Source organism: Sphingomonas sp. PR090111-T3T-6A, from assembly GCF_000383095.1.
Lineage (GTDB): Bacteria > Pseudomonadota > Alphaproteobacteria > Sphingomonadales > Sphingomonadaceae > Solisphingomonas.
This window is the reverse complement of record NZ_AORL01000022.1, coordinates 331,034-355,418: the sequence shown is the minus strand read 5'-3', so window position 1 is coordinate 355,418 and position 24,385 is coordinate 331,034. Positions and strand designations below refer to the sequence as shown.

Annotated in this window: 21 protein-coding genes; 13 read left to right on the top strand and 8 right to left on the bottom strand. The window is 70.1% G+C overall.

Features of this window, described 5'->3' with window-relative positions; genetic code table 11:
- Positions 1–72: 72 nt before the first annotated feature.
- Entirely contained in the window at positions 73–999 is a 927-nt protein-coding gene (locus ST3T6A_RS0117585) for an ABC transporter ATP-binding protein (RefSeq protein ID WP_019834274.1), read from the top strand.
- Positions 999–2,594 carry an L-aspartate oxidase gene (gene nadB / locus ST3T6A_RS0117580; RefSeq protein ID WP_019834273.1) on the top strand — a complete coding sequence of 532 codons (1,596 nt, stop codon included), beginning with the start codon at positions 999–1,001 and terminating at the stop codon, positions 2,592–2,594. Before ST3T6A_RS0117585 ends, nadB begins: the two co-directional genes overlap by 1 nt.
- Here nadB and ST3T6A_RS0117575 read toward each other — a convergent pair.
- On the bottom strand, positions 2,591–3,271 hold the full coding sequence (locus ST3T6A_RS0117575; RefSeq protein WP_019834272.1) for a hypothetical protein: 681 nt from the start codon (positions 3,269–3,271) through the stop codon (positions 2,591–2,593). The genes nadB and ST3T6A_RS0117575 overlap by 4 nt on opposite strands.
- A 123-nt stretch (positions 3,272–3,394) precedes the next feature.
- On the opposite strand from ST3T6A_RS0117575, the gene polA reads away from it, so the two are divergent.
- Positions 3,395–6,148, top strand: a complete 2,754-nt coding sequence (polA, locus tag ST3T6A_RS0117570) for a DNA polymerase I (protein ID WP_019834271.1) — start codon at positions 3,395–3,397, stop codon at positions 6,146–6,148.
- Positions 6,145–7,665, top strand: coding sequence for a lipopolysaccharide biosynthesis protein (locus ST3T6A_RS0117565; RefSeq protein WP_019834270.1), 1,521 nt, complete (start codon positions 6,145–6,147; stop codon positions 7,663–7,665). Before polA ends, ST3T6A_RS0117565 begins: the two co-directional genes overlap by 4 nt.
- 40 nt (positions 7,666–7,705) lie before the next feature.
- On the opposite strand, the gene purH is transcribed toward ST3T6A_RS0117565, so the two are convergent.
- The 4 genes from purH to ST3T6A_RS0117545 are packed head-to-tail and all read right to left on the bottom strand — an operon-like array spanning position 7,706 to position 13,057.
- Positions 7,706–9,295 carry a bifunctional phosphoribosylaminoimidazolecarboxamide formyltransferase/IMP cyclohydrolase gene (purH, locus tag ST3T6A_RS0117560; RefSeq protein WP_019834269.1) on the bottom strand — a complete coding sequence of 530 codons (1,590 nt, stop codon included), beginning with the start codon at positions 9,293–9,295 and terminating at the stop codon, positions 7,706–7,708.
- A gap of 28 nt (positions 9,296–9,323) precedes the next feature.
- Positions 9,324–11,078 (bottom strand): heparinase II/III family protein, encoded by a 1,755-nt coding sequence (locus ST3T6A_RS0117555; protein WP_019834268.1) that lies wholly within the window; start codon positions 11,076–11,078, stop codon positions 9,324–9,326.
- A gap of 7 nt (positions 11,079–11,085) precedes the next feature.
- Positions 11,086–11,748: a ribulose-phosphate 3-epimerase gene (gene rpe / locus ST3T6A_RS0117550; RefSeq protein WP_019834267.1), complete on the bottom strand. Its 663-nt coding sequence runs from the start codon at positions 11,746–11,748 to the stop codon at positions 11,086–11,088.
- A gap of 34 nt (positions 11,749–11,782) precedes the next feature.
- Entirely contained in the window at positions 11,783–13,057 is a 1,275-nt protein-coding gene (locus ST3T6A_RS0117545; RefSeq protein WP_019834266.1) for an RsmB/NOP family class I SAM-dependent RNA methyltransferase, read from the bottom strand.
- Positions 13,058–13,103: 46 nt separating this feature from the next.
- Here ST3T6A_RS0117545 and ST3T6A_RS21285 point away from each other — a divergent pair, with 46 nt between their 5' ends.
- On the top strand, positions 13,104–13,274 hold the full coding sequence (locus ST3T6A_RS21285) for a DUF1674 domain-containing protein (RefSeq protein ID WP_019834265.1): 171 nt from the start codon (positions 13,104–13,106) through the stop codon (positions 13,272–13,274).
- A 3-nt stretch (positions 13,275–13,277) separates the two neighbouring features.
- Here the strand turns inward: ST3T6A_RS21285 and ST3T6A_RS0117535 are convergent, their stop codons facing one another.
- Both ST3T6A_RS0117535 and tsaD read right to left on the bottom strand, forming a co-directional pair.
- Complete coding sequence (locus tag ST3T6A_RS0117535) at positions 13,278–14,255, bottom strand: NAD(P)H-dependent glycerol-3-phosphate dehydrogenase (protein ID WP_019834264.1); 978 nt, start codon at positions 14,253–14,255, stop codon at positions 13,278–13,280.
- The gene (gene tsaD, locus ST3T6A_RS0117530) at positions 14,252–15,286 is read right to left on the bottom strand and encodes a tRNA (adenosine(37)-N6)-threonylcarbamoyltransferase complex transferase subunit TsaD (RefSeq protein ID WP_019834263.1); all 1,035 of its coding nucleotides are present in this window, start codon (positions 15,284–15,286) and stop codon (positions 14,252–14,254) included. The genes ST3T6A_RS0117535 and tsaD overlap by 4 nt, the downstream gene beginning before the upstream one ends.
- Positions 15,287–15,331: 45 nt before the next feature.
- Between tsaD and hemC the strand changes: the two genes are divergently transcribed.
- Genes hemC through ST3T6A_RS20520 form a run of 3 tightly spaced genes read left to right on the top strand, consistent with a single transcriptional unit; the run spans position 15,332 to position 17,857 of the window.
- Positions 15,332–16,252 (top strand): hydroxymethylbilane synthase, encoded by a 921-nt coding sequence (hemC, locus tag ST3T6A_RS0117525; RefSeq protein WP_019834262.1) that lies wholly within the window; start codon positions 15,332–15,334, stop codon positions 16,250–16,252.
- The gene (locus tag ST3T6A_RS0117520; protein ID WP_019834261.1) at positions 16,252–16,920 is read left to right on the top strand and encodes a uroporphyrinogen-III synthase; all 669 of its coding nucleotides are present in this window, start codon (positions 16,252–16,254) and stop codon (positions 16,918–16,920) included. The genes hemC and ST3T6A_RS0117520 overlap by 1 nt, the downstream gene beginning before the upstream one ends.
- A 16-nt stretch (positions 16,921–16,936) precedes the next feature.
- Positions 16,937–17,857 (top strand): COG4223 family protein, encoded by a 921-nt coding sequence (locus ST3T6A_RS20520; protein ID WP_019834260.1) that lies wholly within the window; start codon positions 16,937–16,939, stop codon positions 17,855–17,857.
- Here ST3T6A_RS20520 and ST3T6A_RS0117510 read toward each other — a convergent pair.
- Positions 17,838–18,299 carry a MarR family winged helix-turn-helix transcriptional regulator gene (locus ST3T6A_RS0117510; RefSeq protein WP_019834259.1) on the bottom strand — a complete coding sequence of 154 codons (462 nt, stop codon included), beginning with the start codon at positions 18,297–18,299 and terminating at the stop codon, positions 17,838–17,840. The two genes, ST3T6A_RS20520 and ST3T6A_RS0117510, sit on opposite strands and share 20 nt — an antisense overlap.
- Positions 18,300–18,445: 146 nt before the next feature.
- Here ST3T6A_RS0117510 and ST3T6A_RS0117505 point away from each other — a divergent pair, with 146 nt between their 5' ends.
- From ST3T6A_RS0117505 to ST3T6A_RS0117485, 5 genes are all read left to right on the top strand, one after another.
- Positions 18,446–19,843, top strand: coding sequence for a glycosyl transferase family protein (locus tag ST3T6A_RS0117505; protein ID WP_019834258.1), 1,398 nt, complete (start codon positions 18,446–18,448; stop codon positions 19,841–19,843).
- Complete coding sequence (locus ST3T6A_RS20980) at positions 19,840–20,925, top strand: hypothetical protein (protein ID WP_019834257.1); 1,086 nt, start codon at positions 19,840–19,842, stop codon at positions 20,923–20,925. The genes ST3T6A_RS0117505 and ST3T6A_RS20980 overlap by 4 nt, the downstream gene beginning before the upstream one ends.
- Before the next feature lie 32 nt (positions 20,926–20,957).
- Entirely contained in the window at positions 20,958–21,872 is a 915-nt protein-coding gene (locus ST3T6A_RS0117495; RefSeq protein ID WP_019834256.1) for a sulfite exporter TauE/SafE family protein, read from the top strand.
- Positions 21,869–22,621 carry a TIGR02186 family protein gene (locus ST3T6A_RS0117490; RefSeq protein ID WP_019834255.1) on the top strand — a complete coding sequence of 251 codons (753 nt, stop codon included), beginning with the start codon at positions 21,869–21,871 and terminating at the stop codon, positions 22,619–22,621. Before ST3T6A_RS0117495 ends, ST3T6A_RS0117490 begins: the two co-directional genes overlap by 4 nt.
- Before the next feature lie 127 nt (positions 22,622–22,748).
- A complete protein-coding gene (locus ST3T6A_RS0117485; protein ID WP_051103496.1) occupies positions 22,749–24,365 on the top strand; it encodes an ATP-binding protein in 1,617 nt (538 codons plus the stop codon).
- The last annotated feature ends 20 nt before the right edge of the window (positions 24,366–24,385 follow it).

Sequence of the window (24,385 nt, the reverse complement as noted above, 5' to 3'; positions counted from 1 at the left end):
CGGATCGTCAAGCAACATGGTGAACGCCGCGCCCCCTAGCGAGCGCCCGCCCGAGCGTCTATCTGCCCTCGCATGAGCGACGCGGCGATCAGCATCCAGAATCTGCAGAAAACCTACGCGGGCGGCAAGACCGCGCTCCACGGCGTCAGTTTCGACGTGCCGCGCGGGCAGATCTTCGGGCTTCTCGGCCCGAACGGGGCGGGCAAGTCGACGCTCATCAACATCCTCGCCGGCCTCGTCAACAAGACGGGCGGCAGCGCCTCGATCTGGGGCTTCGACATCGACGAGCATCCGCGCAACGCCAAGCGCTCGATCGGCATCGTGCCGCAGGAAATCCTGTTCGACCCCTTCTTCACGCCCAAGGAGGCGCTGGAGATTCAGGCCGGGCTCTACGGCATCCCACGCGCCGAGCGCCGCACGATGGAGCTGCTGCGCGCCGTCCATCTGGAGGACAAGGCCAACGCTTATGCCCGCACGCTGTCGGGCGGCATGAAGCGGCGCCTGCTGGTCGCCAAGGCGATGGTCCACACGCCGCCCGTGCTGGTGCTCGACGAGCCGACCGCCGGCGTCGACATCGAGCTTCGCCAGCAGCTCTGGGCCTATGTCCGCCAGTTGAACGAACGCGGGGTGACGGTGGTGCTCACCACCCATTATCTCGAAGAGGCGCAGGAGCTCTGCGACCGGATCGCGATCATCAACCATGGCCGCCTGATCGCCAACGAGCCGACCGCCACATTGCTCTCCAAGGCGCAGGAGAAGGTGGTCGAGGTGACGGTCGATCGCGATCTCACTGCTGCGCCGCAATCCGCGCTGTTCGAGAAAGCCGAGATCAAGGGCGAGCGCATCATCACCATCACCTATCAGAAGGACCGCGCGAACGCGGGCGACGTGCTGGCGGCGGTCAGCGCGGCGGGCTTCGGCGTGGTCGATGTGTCCACCCGCGAGGCCGATCTGGAGGATGTGTTCCTCAGCCTCACCAGCGATCGGGCCGCCGCCTGATGGTGACGCGCCCGTTCGACGTCGTCATCGTCGGTTCCGGCGCCGCAGGCCTCACCGCGGCGCTGAGCCTCGCCGAACGCTTCCAGGTGGCGGTGCTCGCCAAGGGCGGGCTTTCGGAGGGCTCCACCGCCCATGCGCAGGGCGGCATCGCCGCCGTGCTCGAGGAGGGCGACACCTTCGAAAGCCATATCGAGGACACGATGGTGGCCGGTGCCGGCCTCAACAACCGCGCCACCGTCGAGTTCGTGATCGAGAATGCGCCGCGCTCGATCGAGCGGCTGGTGGAGCTGGGCGTCCCCTTCAACCAGGACGGCAACGCCCTCCACCTCACCCGCGAGGGCGGGCACAGCCATCGCCGCATCGTCCACGTCAACGACGCGACCGGCTGGGCGGTGCAGCAGGCGCTGGAGACGGCCGCCAGGCGCCATCCCAACATCACCCTCGTGCCCGACATGGCGGTGATCGACCTCGCCACCTCGCGCCATGGCGAGCGTTATCTGGGCGACGGCCATGTCTGGGGCGTCTATGCGCTGAACCGGCAGACGGGCCAGGTCGAGACCTTCACCGGCAAGGCGACCATCCTCGCCACCGGCGGCGCGGGGCGGACCTATCTCTATTCGACCGCACCGAGGGGCGCGACCGGCGACGGCATCGCGATGGCGTGGCGGGCGGGCGCGCGCGTCTCCAACATGGAGATGATGCAGTTCCACCCGACCTGCCTGTGGAACCTCGACGTCAAGAATTTCCTCATCACCGAGGCGATGCGTGGCGAGGGCGGGCGGCTCAAGCTGCCGCCGGGCGTGCCGGGCGCGGGCCACCGCTTCATGCCGGACTTCGATCCCCGCGAGGAGCTGGCGCCGCGCGACATCGTCGCCCGCGCGATCGACCATGAGATCAAGCGGCTCGGCCTCGACTATGTCCATCTCGACATCAGCCACCAGCCGCCGGAGTTCGTGAAGGAGCATTTCCCGAACATCTACGCCAAGCTGCTGACGCTGGGCATCGACATCACCACCGATCCGATTCCGGTGGTGCCCGCCCAGCACTACACCTGCGGCGGCATCATCGTGGACCTGAAGGGCCGCACCGACCTGCCCGGCCTCTATGCGGCGGGCGAATGCACCCAGTCGGGGCTGCACGGCGCCAACCGCCTCGCCTCCAACTCGCTGCTCGAATGCTTCGTGTTCGGCGAGGCGGCGGCGGGCCACATCACCCGCCATTTCGACGAGATGCCCTCCGCCCCGCCGATCCGCCCGTGGGACGAAAGCCGCGTCACCGATTCGGACGAGGAGGTCATCGTCCAGCACAACTGGCGCGAGATCCGCCGCTTCATGTGGGACTATGTCGGCATCGTCCGCACCACCAAGCGGCTGGAGCGCGCGCAGCACCGGATCAAGCTGCTCCGCCGCGAGGTGGAGGAATATTACGGCAATTTCCGCGTGACCGCCGACCTGATCGAGCTGCGCAACCTCGTCGAGGTAGCGGACCTGATCGTGCGCTCGGCGCTCGCCCGCAAGGAGAGCCGGGGCCTGCACTACACGCTCGACTATCCCGAGATGCTGGGCGAAGCCAAGGACACCATCCTCGTCCCCTAGTCGGCGCGGTGCCGTCGGTGATGGCGCGTGCCGTGATGGCGCGCGGGGGCCAGCCGCTTGCCCAGCATCGCGCGATAGCGGCGCTCGGCGGTCCGCTGATCGACCTCCATCAGGACCTTGCCCGTCGGCACGTCGACGAAATAGGCGGTGAAGCGTCCCTTCACCGGGCAGTCCGCCTTCTCGGGCATCGTCGCCGCCACGATCAGCCGCTGTCCGCTCGTCCAGCCGAGCGTGACCACATCGGGCGTCATGTCCTCGGCGCAGCCCGCCGGCGCACGATAGACCTTCGCCACCGCTTCGGCGAGATTCAGCCGCCGCCACCCATGAGGCTTGCGCCGCACGAGGAGGGCGGTGCGCATCCTCTCCTCGTCATCCTCGTAGGTGACGGCCAGCGCACGCGAGTCCGGCGCCCAGAGCAGCTCCGCGTCCGGACCGCCGGGGAAACGGAATCCGCCGCGCGTGCCGAGATAGACGATGAGCGTGTCCTCTTCCTTGTCCTCGGTGAAGCGGGCGACGGCGCGGGTGCGGTCATCGGGGGCGCTGATCGTCATCGGCCGCGAGGAGCCGACAATATCGGTGAGCACCGTCGCCTTCTTCGCGAAAACCCCCGCGGCTGCCGGCGCCGCGCAGAGGAAAGCCAGCAGCAGCGCGGCATTCGCCAGTCGTGATGGATACATGTTCAGCCACTGTGCTCCAGGATCGTGCCGCTTATGGTAACTGCGTCACAGCTTCGCTGCCAAGCGCGACCGGAACGCAAGCCGCCTGTCGCCTTCGCCGCGCCCGCTTGCTAAAGCCCGCCGATGTCTTCCCAGCATCTCTACCTCGTCGACGGATCGAGCTATATTTTCCGGGCCTATCACCGGCTCCCGCCGCTGACCAACCGCCATGGCCAGCCGGCCGGCGCGGTCTACGGCTTCACCACCATGTTGTGGAAGCTGCTCACCGATCTGTCGGGCGAGGGAGGGCCGAGTCACCTCGCGGTGATCTTCGACGCTTCGTCCAAGACCTTCCGCAACGACATGTACGATCAGTACAAGGCCCACCGGCCGCCGGCGCCCGAGGATCTGGTCCCCCAGTTCCCGATGATCCGCGATGCCACCCGCGCCTTCTCGGTGCCCTGCATCGAGACCGAAGGGCTGGAAGCGGACGACATCATCGCCTGCTATTCGCAGGCCGCGATCGGCGCGGGCTGGAAGGTGACGATCGTCTCCTCCGACAAGGACCTAATGCAGCTCATCGTACCGGGCCTCGACATGCTCGACACGATGAACGACCGCCGGCTCGGCGCGGAGCATGTCGTCGAGAAATTCGGCGTCACGCCCGACAAGCTGGGCGACGTGCTGGCGCTGATGGGCGACAGCGTCGACAATGTGCCGGGCGTGCCGGGCGTCGGCCCCAAGACCGCCTCGCAGCTCATCCAGCAATATGGCGATCTCGAGTCGGTGCTGGCGGCGGCGCCGTCCATCACCAAGCCCAAGCTCCGCCAGTCGCTGATCGACCATGCCGAGATGGCGCGCCTGTCGCGGCGGCTGGTGGCGCTGGAGTGCAACGCGCCGCTGCCGCAGCCGCTGGAGGAATTGGCGCTTCAGGGCATCCCGCCGGCGCCGCTGCGGGCTTTCCTCGAGGAGCATGGCTTCCGCTCGCTGCTGACCAAGCTCGGCGACGCGCCCGCCATGCCGGCGACCACGCCCTCGCCCGAGACCGCCGCCGAGGAAGAACCTCCCTTCAAGCATGACGACTACGAAACCGTCGTCACCGAGGAAGCGCTCGACCGCTGGATCGCCGAGGCGACGCGCCAAGGTTTCGTCGCGGTCGACACCGAGACCGACCAGCTCGACGCGATCCGCGCCACGCTCGTCGGCATCAGCCTCGCGACGAAGCCGGGCAAGGCCTGCTACATCCCGGTCGGCCATCGCGGTGACGGGCTGCTCTCCGAGGCGCCGGTGCAACTCCCCCGCGCGCTGGTGCTGGAGAAGCTCGCGCCGCTGCTGGGTGACCCGGCGGTGCTCAAGATCGGGCAGAACATCAAATATGATCTGCTGGTCTTCGCCCGCGCCGGCATCCCCGTGGTGGCGCCGTACGACGACACCATGCTGCTGAGCTACGATCTCGACGCGGGCAAGCATGGCCACGGCATGGACGATCTGTGCAAGACGCACCTCGCCCACACCACGATCAGCTTCAAGGACGTCTGCGGCACCGGCAAGAACCAGCTGACCTTCGATCTCGTCCCCCTCGATCGCGCGACGCATTACGCTGCCGAGGATGCCGACGTGACGCTCCGCCTGTGGAAGCGCCTCAAGCCGCGGCTGTCGAAGGAAGGCGCGACGCGCGTCTACGAGATGGTCGATCGCCCGCTGGTGCCGGTGGTGGCCGCGATGGAGGCGGCGGGCATCCTCGTCGACCGGGCGGAGCTGGCGCGGCTCTCGACCGATTACGCCGCCGAGATCGCCCGCCTCGAAGGCATCATCCATGAAGCGGCGGGCGGCCCCTTCACCATCGGCAGCCCCAAGCAATTGGGCGAAGTGCTGTTCGAGCGCATGGGCCTCAAGGGCGGTCGCAAGGGCAAGTCGGGCGTCTATTCGACCGACGTGAACGAGATGGAGCGTCTGGCCGGCGAGGGCGTCGAGGTGGCGCGGCTGGTGCTCGAATGGCGCCAGCTCTCCAAGCTCAAGTCGACCTACACCGACGCGCTCCAGCAGCAGATCAATCCCGAGACGGGCCGCGTCCACACCAGCTTCAGCCTCGCGGTCGCACAGACCGGGCGGCTGTCGTCCACCGACCCCAATCTCCAGAACATCCCGATCCGCACCGAGCTTGGCCGCCGCATCCGCGACGCCTTCGTGGCGGCGCCGGGCAACGTCATCCTCTCGGCCGACTATTCGCAGATCGAGTTGCGGCTGGCCGCGCACATGGCCGACGTGCCCGAACTGCGCGAGGCGTTCCGGCAGGGGACGGACATCCACAACCTGACCGCGCAGGAGCTGTTCGGCGAGGTCAACCGCGACACGCGCGGGCGCGCCAAGACGATCAACTTCGCCATCCTCTACGGCATCTCGGCCTTCGGTCTCGCGGGCCGTCTCGGTGTCGATCGCGGCGAGGCGCAGCGGATCATCGACCGCTATTTCGAGCGCTTCCCCGGCGTCAGCCGCTACATCGCCGACACGCTGACCTTGGTCCGCGAGAAGAGCTTCGTGACCACGCTGTTCGGCCGCAAGACGTGGCTGCCGGGCATCAAGGGCAAGCTCCAGGGCGAGCGGCAAGCGGCCGAGCGGCAGGCGATCAACGCGCCGATTCAGGGCACATCCGCCGATCTCATCAAGCGCGCGATGGTGCGCATGACGCCCGCACTCAAGGAGGCCGGCCTCGGCCATGTGCGGATGCTGCTTCAGGTGCACGACGAACTGGTGTTCGAGCTGCCCGAAGCCGATGTCGAGGCGGCGAGCGCCGTCATCCGCCGTGTGATGGAAGGCGCCGCCGAGCCCGCTATCACCCTCTCGGTGCCATTGGGCGTCGAGATCGGCACGGGCGCGAGCTGGGGAGCGGCGCATTGAGCCAACCGTTCACCGCCAACGAGGAAGGGCCCGGCGACATCGCCACGCTGGCCAAGGGCGGACGTACCAATTTCTTCGGCTTCCTGCTGCGTTTGGCGGCAAGGCTTCCGTTCCTGTTCATCGCCGGCCGTATCTACGGCGCCGATGTGCTGGGCCGCTTCGCCTATGCGACGATCATCGTCGAGTTCGCAGCCCAGCTCGCGACGCTGGGCCTCAAGCGCGGCCTCGCGCAGCAGCTCGCCAAGACCAGCCGCCCGCATGTCCATGTCGTGTGGGACGGGATGCTGGTCGGCTGGCTGGTGTCGATCCTCGCCGCCGGCATCCTGATGCTCTGGCCGATCCTGCTCTTCCCCAACTCCGAGGTGAACGGGTTCGACTGGATGCTGCCGATGACGGTGTTCGCCTGGACGGGATCGGACATCGCGCTCGCCGGTCTCGCCTATCGCGGCAATATCGGCGCGACCGTCACCGCGCGCTCGCTGATCGAGCCGTGGACGATCAGCATCGCGGCCTTTGCCTTCTCCTTCTATTCGCTGCGGGACGGCCTGATCCTGTCCTACGCGCTGTCGGCCATCGCGGCGCTGGTCGCCTCGATCCTGCCGCTGATGCGCGAATATGGCCGGCCGCGCGGCTGGGCGCCCGAGCCCGTGCGCCTCTTCTCGATGATGAAGCGCAACCTGCCGCTGGCGGGCGCGGACGCGATCGAATGGGGCTCGCGCCGACTCGACATCGCCATCCTCGGCCTGTTCTTCTCGCCGGCGATCGTCGGCATCTACTATGTCGCGCAGCAGGTCGCCTCGCTGCCGCAGAAGCTCAAGACCAGCTTCGATCCGATCCTCGGGCCGGTCATCACGCAGAACCTCGCCGAGAATAATCGCGAGGCGGTGGCGAAGCAGGTGCGGCAGGTCGGCTTCTGGATCATCGCGGCGCAGATCGGCATCGCGCTCGCGCTCGGCATTCCGGGCGAGGCGGTGATGGGGCTGGTCGGCCCGCGCTTCGTCGGCGGGACAGGCGCGCTCGGCGTGCTGCTCGCCGCGGAGGCGATCGCGGCCACCGCGGTGGTGAGCGAAGCAGCGCTGATCTACATCGCGGCCAAGCGCAACCTCGCCATCTCGGTGGCGATGATCGTCGGGCAGACGATCCTGTCGGTGATCCTGATCTACGTGATCCGCGCCGCGCACCCCGTCGCCGATCTCAAGGATGACGCGATCGCGGCAGCCGGCCCCGCCATCGCGCTGATGCTGATGCTGGGCGCGGCCTCGATCGCCAAGGCGCGACTGCTGCGCCGGCTGCTCGACCATCGCGTCTCAGGCTGGCGCTGGCCGCTGGTGCCGGCGGCGGCGGCGGGGATCGTGGTCGGCACGGTGGCGACCTGGTTCCCGGAGTGGGTCGAGCTGACACTGGGCGTGCCGCTGATCCTCGGCGCCTATGGCGCGGTGATCTGGTATCGCGGCTTCGGCGAGGAGGACCGGCTGCTGTTCAGCATGAAGCCGGGCGCCTCGCCGCAACCGGCCTGAGAAAGGGGCGGAGGTTTCGAAGCCTCCGCCCTTTCCTTCATCAGTGCCGGAAGTGACGCATTCCGGTGAAGACCATCGCGAGGCCGGCCTCGTCCGCCGCCGCGATCACCTCCTCGTCGCGGATCGAGCCGCCCGGCTGGATCACCGCCGTCGCCCCCGCCTCGACCGCCGCCAGCAGGCCGTCCGCGAAGGGGAAGAAGGCGTCCGAGGCGACCGCCGAGCCGATCGTGCGGGGTTCGGCCCAGCCGGCCTTGTCGGCGGCGTCCTTGGCCTTCCACGCGGCGATGCGGGCGCTCTCCAGACGGTTCATCTGGCCCGCACCGACACCCGCGGTCGAGCCGCCCTTGGCGTAGACGATAGCGTTCGACTTCACATGCTTGGCGACCGTCCAGGCGAAGAGGCAGTCCTCCAGCTCCTGAGCGCTCGGCTCGCGCCTGGTGACGACCTTGAGCATGTCGCGGGTGATGCGGCCATTGTCACGCGACTGGACGAGCATCCCGCCCGCGATCGACTTCATGGTGAGGCCGCCACGCGCCGGATCGGGCAGCTCGCCGGTCAGCAGCAGGCGGAGATTCTTCTTCCTAGCGAAGACGGCGCGGGCGTCGGCATCGGCATCCGGCGCGCAGACCACCTCGGTGAAGATGCCCGAGATCGCTTCCGCCGTCGGCCCGTCGAGCGGACGGTTGACCGCGATGATGCCGCCGAAGGCGGACACGCTGTCGCAGGCGAGGGCCGCCTGATAGGCTTCGATCAGCGTGTCGGCCGAGGCGACGCCGCAGGGGTTGGCGTGCTTGACGATGACGACGGTCGGCGGACCGTCGCGGAACTCGGAGACCAGCTCCAGCGCCGCATCGGCGTCGTTGTAATTGTTGTAGCTGAGTTCCTTGCCCTGAATCTGCTCGGCCTGCGCAATGCCGCGCGCCGAGGGACCGAGCGGGAGATACAGCGCCGCCGACTGGTGCGGATTCTCACCGTAGCGCAGCTCAGCGCCCTTCCTGAGCGGCACCGAGAGCGCCTCCGGCAGCATCTCGCCCTGATCGGCGAAGGCGAACCAGCTCGAGATCATGGCGTCATAGGCCGCCGTCGCGGCATAAGCCTTGGCGGCGAGCTTGCGGCGCAGCGCCAGCGTGGTCGAGCCGGCGTTGGCGTCCAGCTCCTCGATGATCGTCGCATAGTCGGCCGGGTCGGTCGCGATCGCGACATAGGCGTGGTTCTTCGCCGCCGAGCGCACCATCGACGGGCCGCCGATGTCGATATTCTCGATGATCTCGTCGCGTTCGGCGCCCTTGGCGACGGTCTGGGCGAAGGGATAGAGGTTCACCACCACCAGATCGATCGGCGCGATGCCATGATCGACCATCGCCTGCGCATGTTCGCGATTGTCGCGCACCGCGAGCAGGCCGCCATGGACCATCGGGTGCAGCGTCTTGACGCGGCCGTCCATCATCTCGGGGAAGCCGGTCAGGTCCGACACGTCGCGCACCTCGAGCCCGGCGTCGCGCAGTGCCTTGGCGGTGCCGCCGGTCGAGACCAGCTCCACGCCATGGCGCACCAGCGCCGCCCCAAGCTCCGCAAGCCCGCTCTTGTCCGAGACGGAGAGCAGTGCGCGGGTGATCTTCACGTTCGACATGATCGGTCCTTGAAAGAAAAAGGCGGGCTCAACCGGCCCGCTTGAACGCCCAGGAAATGCTGGTGCCGCCGGCCGGAGTCTCCCCCGTCACGACGAGCTGGTTGGTCGACACGGGGCGCCCGCGCGAGTCGATCCAGATGCTTTCTTCGATGCCGAGCGCGCCGCCCCGGCAGCGGAACTGCCACAGCGGCCCGCCCTCGATGCGCAACAGCGCGCCAAGGCCGTCGGCGGTCGGCGTCGCCTCGACGCCCGGCGCTAGGTGGAAGCGCGCCGCGAAGCCGATCTCCTGGCCCGCCTTGCGCGAGCCGGCCGGCAACAGCACGTCCTCGCCACCGAACTCCCGTCCGTCGGCGGACAGGGCCAGCTTGCGCTGATGCGTCAGGCCATAGCGGCGGACATAGCCGTCATGGCTGGCCTCGATCCGGCTGGCGCTCTCCTGCTCCTGCCGATCCAGGTCGACCATCGTCACGCCACGCCCCAGCGAGCCGTCGGCATGGATGGCGGTCGAGTTGGAATCGGCCAGCACGAGGGTGGAGTGCGCGGCACTGGTGCGCAGCGCCTCGGAAATCGCGGTGGGGAGCGCGCTCCATGGCTTGTCGCCGCCGCAATTGACGATGATGCGCCAGGCGCCGTCGCTCAATTCGAAGCCCAGCGTCGAGGCGCAGCCGCCACGGCCCAGCCGGCTGGCGGGCGGGGGCGCGCAGTCGACGACAGCGATGGTGCTGCCGCCGGCGAGACGCTGGAAACCCCATTCGCGCGACTGGCGCAGCGGCCGGGTGCGGACGCCCGACGCCGCCACCGCGCGGGTGACGCGATCGGCGCGGAGCGGCCCGCCGCCCTGCCAGCTCGACAGCGCCCCGTCGCCCATCGTCACGCCGAGCAGCGCCGGTACCGCACGCGCCAATGCCGAGGCGATGGCGGCTAGAGGCTCGCGGCGGCGCTCGTCATAGACGGCCATGAGCTGCGACAGGATCTCGACCAGCTCGAGCAGCTCGACCGGCGAGCGGCTGACGATGCCGCCGTCGGGCAGCACGGCCTGCGCCAGCGCCTTGGTCATGCCCTGCTCGCCATGGGCGAGGCGCGGCTCGCCGCCGGGTACGAGGAGGCCTGCCGCGATCGTGCCCGCCCATGCCGCAACGCGGGGCAGGCCCGCCGGCACCTTGTCGGCCGTGCGGTCGAGGTGGCGCGCACCCCGCGCCAAAGCGTTCAACACCGCCGAACGATAGACCAGATCGGAGGAGGACAGGATGATCGGCGCGTGCGCCGTCCAGTTGAGGATGCGACGGCCCCACAGATCCGGCCGCCACGCCAGCTCGTCCGCCGTTCGCCCATGCGTCTCCAGCCAGCGGCGCATCAGCGGCTCGGCATAGGGTGCGACGTCGAGCCGCGTGCCCGCCGCCGCCAGATCGCGCAGCCAGCCGAAGCTCTGGATATGATCGGCGAAGCCCGCAGGCCGGCCGGGCTCGGCGAAATCGAGCGTCGCGGTAGAGGCGCGCTCGCGGCCGAGGCTGATCTCGCCATCCATGATGTCGAGGCCCGCCTCGCGATCGCCGGGAATCGGATCGCGCGGCACGCCGAGCAGCTTCAGCGGGAAGCGGCCGCGCAGGCGGAAGCTGTGCAGCGGCGTGCCCCAGGTCAGCCGGTTGAAGCGGGCGACCACGCGCTCCGCGAGCGAGGCGCCCTTCTCGTCGCCGACACGGATCAGCCGGCGGCCGGGCTCGATACCGTCGGCATCCGGGACGGGCACGGCAGAGCCCTCAGCGATCCGGCGGACGACGGTCATATGCGGCTTATCCCCCCCTCAGCGCGCGGATATTGGCAGCATAGGCGTCCGGCCCGCCCCTGAAGGTGGCGCTTCCCGCCACCAGTGCATCGGCCCCCGCCTCAATGCACAAGGCGGCGGTCGTGTGATCGACCCCGCCATCCACTTCCAGATCGATATCACGGCCCGAACGGTCGATCATCGCGCGCACGGCCGCGATCTTGCGGAGCTGCGAATGGATGAAGCGCTGCCCGCCGAAACCGGGGTTCACCGACATGATCAGCACAAGGTCGACCTCGTCGATCAGATAGTCGAGCGCGTCCTCGGGCGTCGCCGGGCACAGCACGACGCCCGCCCGCTTGCCGAGCGCCTTGATCGTCTGGACGGTGCGGTGGACGTGCGGGCCAGCCTCGGGGTGAACCGTGATGCAATCCGCCCCGGCCTCCGCGAAGGCCTCCAGATAGGGATCGATCGGCTGGATCATCAGGTGGACGTCGAAAGGCTTGGTCGTGTGCGGGCGCAACGCCTTCACCACGGCCGGGCCGATCGTGATGTTGGGCACGAAATGGCCGTCCATCACGTCGACATGAATCCAGTCGGCGCCGGCTGCATCGATCGCGCGCACCTCCTCGCCCAGCCGCGCGAAGTCGGCGGAGAGGATCGAGGGGGCGATGCGGACAGGCTTTACCATCCCCTGCGCGAGTAACCGCAAGCGAGGGTCGGCTTCAAGCCTTCACGAAGCGCGCGACGAAGAAGCCGTCGCACCCGCCCTCTTCGGCCAGCGCGCCGGGGGCGATGCGGAGGAAGCCGTCGCCATCGGGCGCGAGGCCGGCGGGGAGTTCGTCCGCGCGGATCGGATCGCGCGAAAAGCCCGGTGCAGCGAAGGCTCCGGCGACCTTCTCGCCCTCGCGCGGCTCCAGCGAGCAGACCGCGTAGACGAGGCGGCCGCCCGGCTTCACCCAGTCGGCCGCGCGCGCCAGCATCGCGGCCTGCGTCTCCGCCAGCTCGGCGATGGCGGAGGGACGGACACGGTGGAGCACGTCGGGATGGCGGCGGAAGATGCCCGTCGCCGAACAGGGCGCATCGAGCAGCACCGCATCCACCGGGGCGGGCGGCGCCCAGCGCATCACGTCGCCCTCCACCGTCTCGGCGGAGAGTTTGGTGCGCTCCAGATTCTCGGAGAGTCGTGCGAGACGGCTCGCGGCCATCTCCACCGCCGTCACCTGCCAGCCGGCGGCGGCGAGCTGGAGCGTCTTGCCACCCGGCGCGGCGCAAAGATCGAGCACCCGACCTTCTCCCGTCGGTGCGCCCAGCAGGCGCGCGGGCATCGAGGCGGAGAAATCCTGCACCCACCACGCGCCTTCGTCGAAGCCCGCCAGCGTGGTCACGTCCTGCCCGGCATCGAGGCGGAGATGCCCCGGCATCAGGCTCTTCGCGCCGAGCCGCTCGGCCCATTCGGTGGTCTTCGTGGGGTCCGCCAGCGTCAGGTCGAGCGGCGGGCGGCCGGTGAGGCCTTCCCGCGCCGCCTCGGTCGCCTCCGGCCCCCACGCTGCGCGCCAGCGCATCGCCACGGGCACCGGCAGCTCGGGCGGAGAGGGGAGGGTGGCGCCGTTCCGCATCAGCGTACCGAACACGCCATGGACGAGCTTGCGCGGGCCGCCGTCGACCAGCGGCAGCACCGTCGAGATCGCGGCGTGCGGCGGCGTGTCCAGCGTCAGCACCTGCACCAGCGCGATGCGCAGCGCGAAGCGCGCCTTGGCGTCGTCGGGGAGCGGACGCTGGGTCGCGCTATCGATCAACGCGTCGAGATCGGGCAGGCGGCGCAGCGTCTCGGAGGCGATGGCGCGGGCGAGGCCCCGGTCCGCCGGATTGGGCAGGCTGCCGACCGCACCCAGCGCGGCCTCCAGCGGCAGTCCGCGACGGATGACGGCATCGAGCAGGCGCAGCGCGGCGCGGCGGGCGGGGGTGCCGGGCGGATCGCCGGCGGGAGACGAGTTCATGGCTTGCCAATCAGGATGCGACCGCCGATCTGGGGTCTGGAGACAGATGATGACCGAACGACGCCCCGGCGAACGCCCCCCGCATGTGAAAGCCCCCGCCCACCTCTCGGCCAGCCCGCCGGTGCCCGCACCGAAAGCCGCCGAGGACAGGCGCGATGCGCTCGACCCGACGCGCTATGGCGACTGGGAGCGCAAGGGAATCGCGATCGACTTCTAGCCATCAGCGCGCCTCGTCGCCGATCGGGCGCGCCAGCAGCCGCTCGACCACGGCGTCGACGCTCGCGGAGCCGCTGAGCAGATCGCGCACCGCCTCGACGATCGGCATCTCGACGCCGGCCGCGCGGGCTGCTTCGGCGAGCACGGGGGCGGTGGCGGCTCCTTCCGCGACCGTGCGGCGATTGGAGAGCAGCGCCTCGGCACTCTCGCCCCGGCCGAGCCCCAGACCGAGGCTGAAATTGCGCGAGCTGGTCGACGAGCAGGTCAGCACCAGATCGCCGAGGCCGGAAAGGCCTGCCAGCGTCTCGCCTTTCGCGCCCCGCGCATGGCCGAAGCGGCGCATCTCGGCAAAGCCCCGCGCGATGAGAGCCGCCGCCGCGTTCTGCCCGAGCCCACGCCCGGCGACGACTCCGCAGGCGATGGCGAGGACGTTCTTCACCGCCCCGCCGATCTCCGCGCCGAGCACATCGTCCGAGCGATAGGGCCGGAACCCCGGCCGCGCGAGCCGCATCGCCAGCGCCCGGCCCAGCGCCTCGTCGGCGCAGGCGAGGGTGACGGCGGTAGGGAGGCCCTTGGCCACCTCATGCGCGAAGGTCGGCCCCGACAGCACCGCGATCGGCGCCTCCGGCCGCAACTCGGCGGCGAGTTCCGACATCAGAAGCTGCGTCCCCGCCTCGATCCCCTTGGAGCAGAGGATCAGCGGCTGGTTCGTCACCGGCAGGCTCCCCATCACGGAACGCAGATGCTGCGCCGGCGTCACCAGCAGCAGCGCGCCGCAGTCGGCGAGGTCCGCCGCCTCGGTCGTCGCGTGGATCGCGCGGGAGAGGGGAATGCCCGGCAGATAGGCCGGGTTGGCGTGGTCGCCATTGATCGCGTCGACCACCTCGGCCGAGCGCGCCCACAGCGTCACCGGGCCGCCCGCCGCCGCGACCTGCGCCAGCGCCGTGCCCCACGCGCCTCCACCGACGACTCCGAGCTTCATGCCTTCACCCCTGCGCCGCGCACCTTCTCCGCCTCCGGGTCGAGCGGCCAGCGCGCCCGTGCCGGCGTGTCGAGCGGATCGCTGATGCCGGCCCCGAAACGCTCGGCTCCGGCCCAGGCGATCATCGCCGCATTGTCGGTGCAAAGCCATTGCGGCGGCGCGGAAAAGGGCAGGCCATGCTCGGCCGCCAACCCCTCCAGCGCGCTGCGCACTGCCTTGTTGGCGGCGACACCGCCCGCCACGACCAGCGCGGTCGCGCCTTCGGCCTTGGCGAGGGTGCGACGCGTGCGGTCCAGCAGGCAATCCACCACCGCCTGCTGGAAGGAAGCGGCGATATCCTCGGTCCGGTGGATGCCGGCGTCGCGGGCGCGCAGCACCGCGCTCTTGAGGCCGGCGAAGGAGAAATGCGGCTCGGCCGTGCCCACCAGCGGGCGCGGCAGCGGCACCGCCCACGGATCGCCCTCGGCCGCCGCCCGCTCGACCGCAGGACCGCCCGGGAAGCCCAGGCCCAGCAGCTTGGCGGTCTTGTCGAAAGCCTCGCCCGAGGCGTCGTCGATCGTCGTCGCCAGCCGGCGATACTGCCCCACGCCCTCGACGAAGAGGAGCTGGCAATGGCCCCCCGACACCAGCAGCAGCAGATAAGGAAATTTCAGGTCCGGGTCGGCGAGGCGGGGCGAGAGCGCGTGGCCCTCCAGATGATTCACCGCCACCAGCGGCTTGCCGGCGGAGAGCGCGATGCCCTTGGCCATCAGCAGCCCCACCATGACGCCGCCGATCAGCCCCGGCCCTGCCGTCGCAGCCACCGCATCGACATCCGCAAGCGTCTTGCCCGCATCCGCCAGCGCGCCCTCGATCAGCGGCCCGAGCGCCTCGACATGGGCGCGCGCGGCGATCTCCGGCACCACGCCGCCGAAGGGGCGGTGCGCCGCTTCCTGGCTGGCGAGGCGATGGGCGAAAATGGTGCGGTCCCCGTCGACGAGCGCGGCGGCCGTCTCGTCGCAGGAGGATTCGAGTCCGAGGATCAGGGGCATGGCGCGCTTCCCTGCACCGCTTCCGCCCTTTAGAGCAACCTTCCGATGAATATGCCCTCCCGCCCCCTCCGTCTCGGCACGCGCGGATCGCCGCTCGCGCTGGTCCAGGCCCGCATGGTCGCGGCCGCCCTTTGCGCTGCCCATGGCTGGCCGTCGGAGGCTGTGGACATCCACACAGTCCGCACCACCGGAGATGCGGTGCAGGACCGCCCGCTGGCGGAAATCGGCGGAAAAGCGCTGTGGACCAAGGAGCTGGACCGCGCGCTCCTCGATGGCGAGATCGACTTCGCCGTCCACTCGATGAAGGATGTCGAGACGATCCGCCCGGAAGCGATCCGCATCGCCGCGATGCTCCCCCGCGCCGACGTGCGCGACCGGCTGGTGGGCGCCGAGAGCGTGGCGGCGCTGCCCCGGAATGCGCGAATCGGCACCTCCTCGCCGCGCCGCGCCGCGCAGCTTCGCCATCTGCGCCCCGATCTGGCGATCGTGCCCTTTCGCGGCAATGTCGACACCCGGCTGCGCAAGCTGGAGGAAGGTGAGGCCGAGGCGACCCTGCTCGCCGCCGCCGGGCTCGACCGGCTGGAGCGGCCGGAGGTTGGCCACGCCATTCCGATCGACACCATGCTCCCCGCACCGGCGCAGGGCGCGGTCGGCATCGAGGCGCGCGCCGGTGACGAGGACATCCTCGCGCTACTCACCGCCATCGACCATGCCGAGACCCACGCCTGTGTGCTGGCCGAGCGCGCCTTCCTCGCGGCGCTGGGGGCGGGCTGCCACTCGCCGGTTGGCGCGATGGCGGCGATCGCGAACGGCACGCTGACGATCCGCGCCGAGATTTTGAGCGAGGACGGCGCACTCCGTGTCGGTGGCGAGGCATCCGGCGAGGCTGCGGCCGACGGCACGCTCGCCGACCGGTTGCTGGCCGAGGCGCCGCCTGCTCTGGCGCGGCTGTTCACGGGGCGCTGATGCCCGCCGTGCTGGTGCTGCGCCCCGAGCCCGGCGCCACGGCGACCGTCTCGGCGGCGCGGGCGCTCGGACTGGAGGCGATCGCGGCGCCATTATTCGAAGTGCGCGCGCTCGACTGGATTCCCCCCACGGAGCCGCCCGAAGCCGTGCTGATGACCAGCGCGCAGGCCGCGCGTCTCGGCGGGACGGGGCTCGCGCTGCTCCGCGACCGTCCGCTCTATGCGGTGGGCGAGGCCACCGCCGCCGCCGCGCGGCACGCCGGCTTCACCCGCATCCTTGTCGGCGACGCGGGCGTGGACGCCGTCGTGGCCCGCGCTGCGCGCGACGGCGTTCGCTCGCTCCTTCACCTCGCGGCCCGCGAGCATCGCGCGCCCACGATCATAGGGATGACCATCGAGCGCCGGCTCGTCTATGCGGCCGAACCTGTCCCGGCGCTGCCCGAGGCGGCCCGCGCCGCGCTCCCCCGTGCCGTCGCGCTGCTGCATTCGCCGCGCGCCGCCGCGCTCTTCGCCAGCCTGGTCGATCCCATGGCGATCCGCATCGCCGCGATCAGCCCGGCCGCGCGCGATGCGGCCGGTGAGGGCTGGCGCGCCGCCGCTATCGCCGGGCGACCCACCGACGCCTCCCTGCTGGCGGCGGCCGCCAAGCTGTGCAATCACGAGGCCTGAGGAAGACGGGGCCTGCATGGAACGCGATTACGATCCTTATGAGCGCCGATCGCGCGCCTGGCTGTGGGCCCTTCTGCTCGTACTGGCCGCGTTCGTCGGCGGCGCCTTCGCGATGGGCTATGCGGTGACGCATGACGCGCGCACCGCGCGGATGCTGCACCTCCAGACGATCGAGCAGGCCCAGGCGCAGGCGGCGCTCGCCCAGCATGTCGTGGTGCGGCCGCCGCCCCCGGCCCAACCGGCTCCGGCGGGCACGCCCAGCGCCGCCGCCACCGATCCGCAGATGGCGACGCGCATCACCACGCTCGAAGACAAGGTCGACGATATCGAGGCGCAGGCGCGGGAAGCCACCGGAGACGCCTCGCGGGCCGAAGGGCTGCTCGTCACCTTCGCCGCCCGCCGCGCGCTCGATCGCGGGGTGGAACTTGGCTATCTCGAAGGCTTGCTGCGCCAGCGCTTCGGCAACACCCAGCCGCAGGCGGTGGCGACCATCCTTTCCGCCGCGCGCCAGCCGGTGACGCTCGTCGATCTCCAGAACGGCCTCGACGCCATCGCCCCGACCCTTTCAGCCAGCGGCGTGCCCCAGAAGAGCTGGTGGCAGAGCTTCCGCCACGAGCTTTCCGGGCTGGTGGTGGTGCGTCGCAGCGGCGAACCCTCGACCGTCCCCGCCGATCGCGTCGCCCGCGCCGGGCGGCGGCTGGAGGCGGGGCAGGTCGACGCCGCACTGGCCGAGATCGCGCGCCTGCCCGATCACCGCGCCGCCGACAGTTGGATCGTGGCCGCCCGCCGCTATCTCAGCGGCCGCGCCGCGCTCGACCAGATCGAGACGGCCGCGCTGCTCGATCCGGGCACGCCGCGCTCGCAGCCCGGCGCTTCGGGCTGGCCCGCCGCGCCGCAGGGGCCGCACCCGGCGCCGGTCAAGCCGGCCGCCGACTGAGCCGGATCGCCGCCTCCTCCATCTTGCGGAGCGCGGCGTCGAGGCTGCGGATCTCCTCGACCGAAAATTCCTCCAGCAAGGCGCGCTCCATCGCCAGCGCCTCCGGCCCGACGCTCTCGTAGAGCCTGCGCCCGGCATCGCTCAGCGACAGCAGGCTGGAACGCTTGTCGCCGGCATGGGGCGAGCGGTCGACCAGCCCGCGCTCGACCAGCGGCCGCACGGCGCGGCTGACCGTCATCTTGTCCATCACCGTCTGCCGGACGATGGCGAGCTGGGTCAGCGGCGCCGCCTCGCCCAGAACCGCGATCACGCGCCATTCGGGGATGCTGAGGCCGAACAGCCGATCATAAGCCTCCGCCACCAGATCGCTCACCCGGTTGGACGCGATCGAGAGCCGATAGGGAAGGAAGGTTTCGAGCCGCAGGGACTGGCGTTTGGTCATCCCGCCTTCTTCGCGATTGGCGGAGGCAGGAGCAAGCCCGAGCCTCTTCGGGCGGCCATTTGGCCGATGCCATCGGATTGAAGCCATTTCGGCTACGATTCGCTCCCGCCTCTCCCGTACACCGGCTTCCGGTTGGGGGGCCGTGTATGGTTGCGTATCCGATCCTGCTCGCCGGGCTGGCGACGCGTGAGCTGGCGCTGTTCGCAGCCTGCGGATTCCTGATCGGCGGGCTGGACGATCTCCTCATCGACGGCATCTGGCTCGGCCGCTCGGCCTGGCGATCGCTGATCGTCTATCGCCGCCATCGCCGCGCCTGCGCCACCACGATCGCCGCCGCCAGCCAACCCGGCCGCCTCGCCATCTTCGTCGCCGCCTGGCGGGAGGAGGCGGTGATCGGCGGCATGGTGTCGGCGGCGCTGGCCCGCCTCAGCCATCCCGACTGGCGGCTCTATGTCGGCTGCTATCCCAACGATCCGGGGACGATCGCCGCCGTGGAACGGGCATCCGGCGGCGATCCGCGCGTGCGCGTCGTCGTCGGCGACGAACCGGGCGGCACGACCAAGGCCGGCTGTCTCAACTGGATCTGGCAGGCGATGCTGGAGGATGAGCGTGCGGAAGGCGCGCTCTTCAAGGCCGTCATCCTCCATGACGCCGAGGATGTCGTCCATCCCGACGAGCTGACCGTCTACGACGCGCTGATCGGGCGTTTCGATCTCGTGCAGCTCCCGGTCCATGCCGTGACGGTGCGGGGGGCGGGCTCCTTCGCCGCGCTGATCTCGTCCCATTATTGCGGAGAGTTCTCGGAGGCCCACAGCAAGCAGGTCGTGGTGCGCGAAGCGGTCGGAGCGGCGGTGCCGTCGGCGGGAGTCGGCTGCGCGATCGAGCGGTCGATGCTCGCCGCCATCGCAGAGGGGCGCGACGGGCCTTTCGATCCCCGCAGCCTCACCGAGGATTATGAGCTGGGCCTGCGCATCGGGGCTCTCGGCGGGCGGGGAGTCTTCGTGCGGCTGCCGGCAGGGGACGGGCGCGGGATGGTCGCCGTGCGCGCCTGCTTCCCGCACAGCGTGGTGGGCGCGGTCAAGCAGAAGTCCCGCTGGCTGACCGGAATCGCGCTGGCGGGGTGGGACAGGCTGGGCTGGTCGGGCGGGATCGCCGAGCGCTGGATGCGGTTGCGGGATCGGCGCGCGCCGCTGGCCGCGCTGGTGCTGACGTGCGGCTATGCGGCGCTGATGGGGTGGGCCGCGACGCATCTCGCCGCGCGGATGCTGGGCGAGGCTGCTCCGCAACCTGCGATCCCCATGCCGCTTCTGCTCGCCAATCTCGGGTTGCTAAGTTGGCGGATCGGGATGCGCTTCTCTATGACGGCGCGCTCGCATGGCTGGCGCATGGCGATGCTGACGCCGATCCACATGGTGATCGGCAACCTCCTCGCGATCGCGGCGGCGGTGCGGGCGTTCGGCCTCTATGCAGGCATCGTCCGCCATGGGCGGGTGCGCTGGGACAAGACGACGCACGTGCTTCCACTGGGCGGGGAGGGAGCGTGACGGGCTCGCTCCACCGGGCGGCGCCTATCCGGTTCCTGATCGGGGTCGTGCTGATCTGGACGGTCGGACGCGGGGTGGTGCTCGCCGGCTGGAGGCCGGACGAGCCAGCGGTGACGGATCCTGTCGGCCCGGCTCCGCCGCGATGGATCGCCCACCATAAGGCCATCGTGCCCGCGCTCCTGCAGGGGCCGCGCACCTCCCGAGACTTCAACGGCTTCCTGATCCCCAATGGGAAGCTGGTTCCCGACGAGAGGGCCGTGGATACTGCAATTCGCCCTAAGGCACGCCGCCCTGCAACGCCCATCCGATGGGCCGCGAAAGCTTCGACAGGGGAGCAGCCCGAATCCTCTTCCCCCGTTGCGCCTCTCACGACCCCGTCTCATCAGGACGTCACCGGCAAGACCGCTCCTGCCATCCTGCTTCCCTCTCCGGCGGCACACGCGTCGCGATGGTCCGGCTCGGCGTGGCTTCTCGCCAGAGGAGGAGGACAGGCCTCCCCGCTCGCGCCGGGCGGGCAGATCGGCGGCGGACAGGCGGGTGTCCGCATCCTCTACCATCTCGACGAAGCCGATCGCCTGTCGCTCTCCGGCCGATTCTCGCGCACCGTCGGCGGGCCGCGCCAGACCGAGGCCGCAACCGGGCTCGACTGGCAGCCGGCAAGGACGATCCCGCTCCACCTGATGCTCGAACACCGATTCGCGATCGACCGGGGCGGCCGCAACGCCTGGACCGCCGGAGCGGCAACCGGAGTCTATGCCGTGCCAGTCGCGAAAGGCTGGCGGCTCGACGCTTATGCCGAAGCGGGCGTGGTGGGCATCCAGCGCCGCGATCTTTACGCCGACGGCGCCGCCCGCGTCGCCCGGTCGCTGGATCTCGGGCATGGCCGATCGCTGGCGCTCGGCGGCGGAGCATGGGGCGCGGCGCAGCCCGGTGCCGCGCGGCTCGACCTCGGCCCATCCGCCGTGCTCCGCCTCCCGGTCGCCCAGCACGCCATCGCCATCGCGCTCGACTGGCGGCAGCGCGTCGCAGGAGGGGCCCGGCCCGGCTCGGGCCCCGCGCTCACCCTGGCGAGCGACTTCTAGCCCTCCGCGCGCGGATCGGTTAGCGCTAGGCCATGCACGTCTATCTGCCCATCGCCGGTCTGTCGGTGAACATGCTGGTGATCGTGCTGCTGGGCGGCGGCGTCGGTCTGCTCTCGGGCATGTTCGGGGTCGGCGGCGGCTTCCTCACCACGCCGCTGCTGATCTTCTACGGCATCCCGCCGACCGTCGCAGTCGCCTCCTCCGCCACGCAGATCACCGGCGCCAGCGTCTCCGGCGTGCTCGCGCAGATGCGGCGCAACGGCGTCGACTTCCAGATGGGCTGCGTGATGGTGGCGGGCGGCATCGTCGGCTCCGGCCTCGGCGCGATGCTGTTCCGCATCCTGGAGCGGCTCGGCCAGATCGATACGGTGATCTCGCTCACCTATATCGTGATGCTCGGCAGCATCGGCGGGATGATGGCGCGCGAGTCGATCCAGACCATCCTCGCCCACCGCCGGGGCGAGACGCCGCGCCACCGCCAGCGCCGCCACAATCCGCTGATCGCGATCCTGCCGATGCGCTGGCGCTTCTATCGCTCGGGACTCTATATCTCGCCGCTCGCGCCCTTCCTGCTCGGCACGCTGACGGGCGTGCTGACCGTCGTTCTCGGCGTCGGCGGGGGATTCATCATGGTGCCGGCGATGATCTATCTGCTCGGCATGGCGGCCCAGGTGGTGGTGGGCACCTCGCTTTTCCAGATCCTGTTCGTCACCGCCGCGACCACCATGATCCACGCCACCACCACCAAGGCGGTGGACATCGTGCTGGCGCTGCTGCTGCTCGTAGGCTCCGCGATCGGGGCGCAGATCGGCAGCCGCTTCGCGATGAAGCTCAAGCCTGAATATCTGCGGCTTCTGCTGGCGCTGCTCGTGCTGGTGGTGGCGGTGCGCATGGCGGTGGGGCTCACCTGGCGGCCGGGCGAGATCTACAGCGTGACGCTCGGATGAGGCGCGCGTGGAGGGTCGCAGCCGCGCTCGCCTGCCTCGGCGCGGGCAAGCCGGTGCTGGTGCCCGACGTGTCGGACCGGCAGGTGCAGATCATCTACAGCTTCACCGGCGCGGACCTGCTGCTGTTCGGCGCGATCCTCTATCCGCAGGGCCGCGCGCCGAATCACCCCGCCGACATCGCGGTGGTGCTCAAGGGGCCGACCCAGTCGATCCTGGTGCGCGAGAAGCAGAAGGTGGCGGGCATGTGGCTCAACGCCGACAGCGCGCGTTTCCGTTCGGCGCCCTCCTTCTACGCGATCGCGACCTCGCGCCCGCTCGGCAAGCTCGTCGACGGGCGGACGGCCGCGATCTACGAGCTGGGGCTCGACAGCCTCCAGATGTCGCCCGCCTCCAGCGCGCCGCCGGACGAGCAGAATCGCTTCGAGCAGGGCCTGATCGACCTCAAGCGCCGCGCCGGCCTCTATGTGCAGGATGCGCATGGCGTCGAGATCAGCGATGGCGTGCTCTATCGCGCGCGCATCGCGATCCCGGCACGCGTGCCGGTGGGCCGCTATGTCGCCGAGACCTTCCTGATCCAGGACGGCAAGGTGGTGGCCGGCGCGGTGCGCGAGGTGCGCATCGACAAGTCCGGCTTCGAGCGTTTCGTGGCGCAGGCGGCGGATCGCTGGTCGCTCGCCTACGGGCTCGTCGCGGTGGGCATGTCGCTCGCGATCGGCTGGGGCGCGGGCGCGCTGTTCCGACGCCGCTGACCTCTCCGGCGGAGCGATTTGTTTACCCCCCGCCGCCTAGAATCATCGCTCCCCAGATCAGAGGAGCAAGCGGGTGGACGGATTGGCCTGGCAGGGCGCGGACGGCAGGCCGGAAGCGCCGTCGCACATGTCTCCCCGGAGCGCACCGGTCGAGATCGGCCGCGTCGTCGACATCGGCGGCGGCACCGCGCGCATCATCCTCGACGGGCCCACCGTCCGCCGCCTCCACGAAGCCGATCCCGGCGAGGGGCTGGCGCTGGCCGGCGAGGTGGGCAGCCAGGTCAAGATGCAGTCCGGCGGGCTGTGGCTGGTGGCGAACGTCCGCTCGCTGAAGCTGGAGGTGGCGGACGGCGACCTCATCATCGCCGAGATCGACTTCCTCGGCGAAGGCCGCGTCTGCCCGACGACCGGGCGGATGCTCGATTTCCGCCGCGGCGTGACGCGTTATCCGATGCCGGGCTACCGCGTCTATCCGGCGGTCCATGCCGACATGCTCCAGATCTTCGCCGCCGAGGATCGCCCGCATATCGAGATCGGCACCGTCTACCCGACTGCCGACGTGCGCGGCGCGCTCTATATCGATTCGCTGCTCGGCCGCCATTTCGCGCTGGTGGGATCGACCGGCACCGGCAAGTCGACCAGCCTCGCGCTCATCCTCCACAAGATCTGCGCGATGGCGCCCCACGGCCATATCGTGATGATCGACCCGCACGGCGAATATCCCGCCGCGTTCAAGGGCGAGGGCGAGCTGTTCGACGTCGACAATCTCGCTTTGCCCTACTGGCTGATGAACTTCGAGGAACATGCCGAGGTGCTCGTCACCTCGGAGGGCGCGGAGCGGCAGCGCGACATGGACGTGCTGGCCAAATGCCTGCTCGCCGCGCGCCAGAAGAGCCGGGCGGCCGAGGGCCTCTCCAAGCTCACCGTCGACAGCCCGATCCCCTATCTGCTGTCCGATCTGGTCAACTTCATCACGCAGGAGATGGGCAAGCTCGACCGCGCGGGCGACACCGGCCCCTATATGCGGCTCAAGACCAAGATCGAGGAAATAAGGTCGGACCCGCGCTACAGCTTCATGTTCTCGGGCATGCTGGTGGGCGACACGATGGCGACCACGCTGTCGCGCATCTTCCGCCTGCCGACCGACGGCAAGCCGATCTCGATCATCGACGTGTCGGGCGTCCCTTCCGAGATCACGTCGGTGGTGGTGGCGCTGCTGTCTCGCCTCGTGTTCGATTACGCGATCTGGGCGCGCAATGAGACGCCGCGCCCGATCCTGCTCGTCTGCGAGGAAGCGCATCGCTACATCCCGTCCGATCGCGTCGTCACCGGCTCGGCGGTGCGCAACGTGCTCGAGCGGATCGCCAAGGAAGGCCGCAAATACGGCGTCTCGCTGGGCCTCGTCACCCAGCGCCCGTCGGACCTCGCCGAGGGCGTGCTCTCCCAGTGCGGCACGATCATCGCGATGCGCCTCAACAACGAGCGCGACCAGGCGCATGTGAAGGCCGCCATGCCCGAGGGCGCGCGCGGCTTCATGGAGACGATCCCGGCGCTCCGAAACCGCGAATGCGTGGTGTGCGGCGAGGGCACCTCGATCCCGATGCGCGTCGCGCTCGACACGCTGGAGGAGAGCAAGCGCCCGGCATCGAGCGACCCGCTCTTCTCCGAACTCTGGACCCAGTCGGGCGGCGAGGGGGAGATGATCGCCCGCGTGATCGGCCGCTGGCGGCGTCAGGGGCGGTAAGGGAAGGCCCTGCCGTCCTT

What these genes read in the sequence shown, in the direction of transcription:
- ST3T6A_RS0117490 (WP_019834255.1), top strand. Translation starts at nt 21,869, where the DNA reads ATGAGGCGCGCGTGGAGGGTCGCAGCCGCGCTCGCCTGCCTCGGCGCG.
- ST3T6A_RS0117545 (WP_019834266.1), bottom strand. Translation starts at nt 13,057, where the DNA reads ATGAACTCGTCTCCCGCCGGCGATCCGCCCGGCACCCCCGCCCGCCGC.
- ST3T6A_RS0117535 (WP_019834264.1), bottom strand. Translation starts at nt 14,255, where the DNA reads ATGAAGCTCGGAGTCGTCGGTGGAGGCGCGTGGGGCACGGCGCTGGCG.
- ST3T6A_RS20520 (WP_019834260.1), top strand. Translation starts at nt 16,937, where the DNA reads ATGGAACGCGATTACGATCCTTATGAGCGCCGATCGCGCGCCTGGCTG.
- polA (WP_019834271.1), top strand. Translation starts at nt 3,395, where the DNA reads ATGTCTTCCCAGCATCTCTACCTCGTCGACGGATCGAGCTATATTTTC.
- ST3T6A_RS0117510 (WP_019834259.1), bottom strand. Translation starts at nt 18,299, where the DNA reads ATGACCAAACGCCAGTCCCTGCGGCTCGAAACCTTCCTTCCCTATCGG.
- ST3T6A_RS21285 (WP_019834265.1), top strand. Translation starts at nt 13,104, where the DNA reads ATGATGACCGAACGACGCCCCGGCGAACGCCCCCCGCATGTGAAAGCC.
- ST3T6A_RS0117555 (WP_019834268.1), bottom strand. Translation starts at nt 11,078, where the DNA reads ATGACCGTCGTCCGCCGGATCGCTGAGGGCTCTGCCGTGCCCGTCCCG.
- ST3T6A_RS0117585 (WP_019834274.1), top strand. Translation starts at nt 73, where the DNA reads ATGAGCGACGCGGCGATCAGCATCCAGAATCTGCAGAAAACCTACGCG.
- nadB (WP_019834273.1), top strand. Translation starts at nt 999, where the DNA reads ATGGTGACGCGCCCGTTCGACGTCGTCATCGTCGGTTCCGGCGCCGCA.
- ST3T6A_RS0117485 (WP_051103496.1), top strand. Translation starts at nt 22,749, where the DNA reads ATGTCTCCCCGGAGCGCACCGGTCGAGATCGGCCGCGTCGTCGACATC.
- ST3T6A_RS0117505 (WP_019834258.1), top strand. Translation starts at nt 18,446, where the DNA reads ATGGTTGCGTATCCGATCCTGCTCGCCGGGCTGGCGACGCGTGAGCTG.
- rpe (WP_019834267.1), bottom strand. Translation starts at nt 11,748, where the DNA reads ATGGTAAAGCCTGTCCGCATCGCCCCCTCGATCCTCTCCGCCGACTTC.
- tsaD (WP_019834263.1), bottom strand. Translation starts at nt 15,286, where the DNA reads ATGCCCCTGATCCTCGGACTCGAATCCTCCTGCGACGAGACGGCCGCC.
- ST3T6A_RS0117520 (WP_019834261.1), top strand. Translation starts at nt 16,252, where the DNA reads ATGCCCGCCGTGCTGGTGCTGCGCCCCGAGCCCGGCGCCACGGCGACC.
- purH (WP_019834269.1), bottom strand. Translation starts at nt 9,295, where the DNA reads ATGTCGAACGTGAAGATCACCCGCGCACTGCTCTCCGTCTCGGACAAG.
- hemC (WP_019834262.1), top strand. Translation starts at nt 15,332, where the DNA reads ATGAATATGCCCTCCCGCCCCCTCCGTCTCGGCACGCGCGGATCGCCG.
- ST3T6A_RS0117575 (WP_019834272.1), bottom strand. Translation starts at nt 3,271, where the DNA reads ATGTATCCATCACGACTGGCGAATGCCGCGCTGCTGCTGGCTTTCCTC.
- ST3T6A_RS0117495 (WP_019834256.1), top strand. Translation starts at nt 20,958, where the DNA reads ATGCACGTCTATCTGCCCATCGCCGGTCTGTCGGTGAACATGCTGGTG.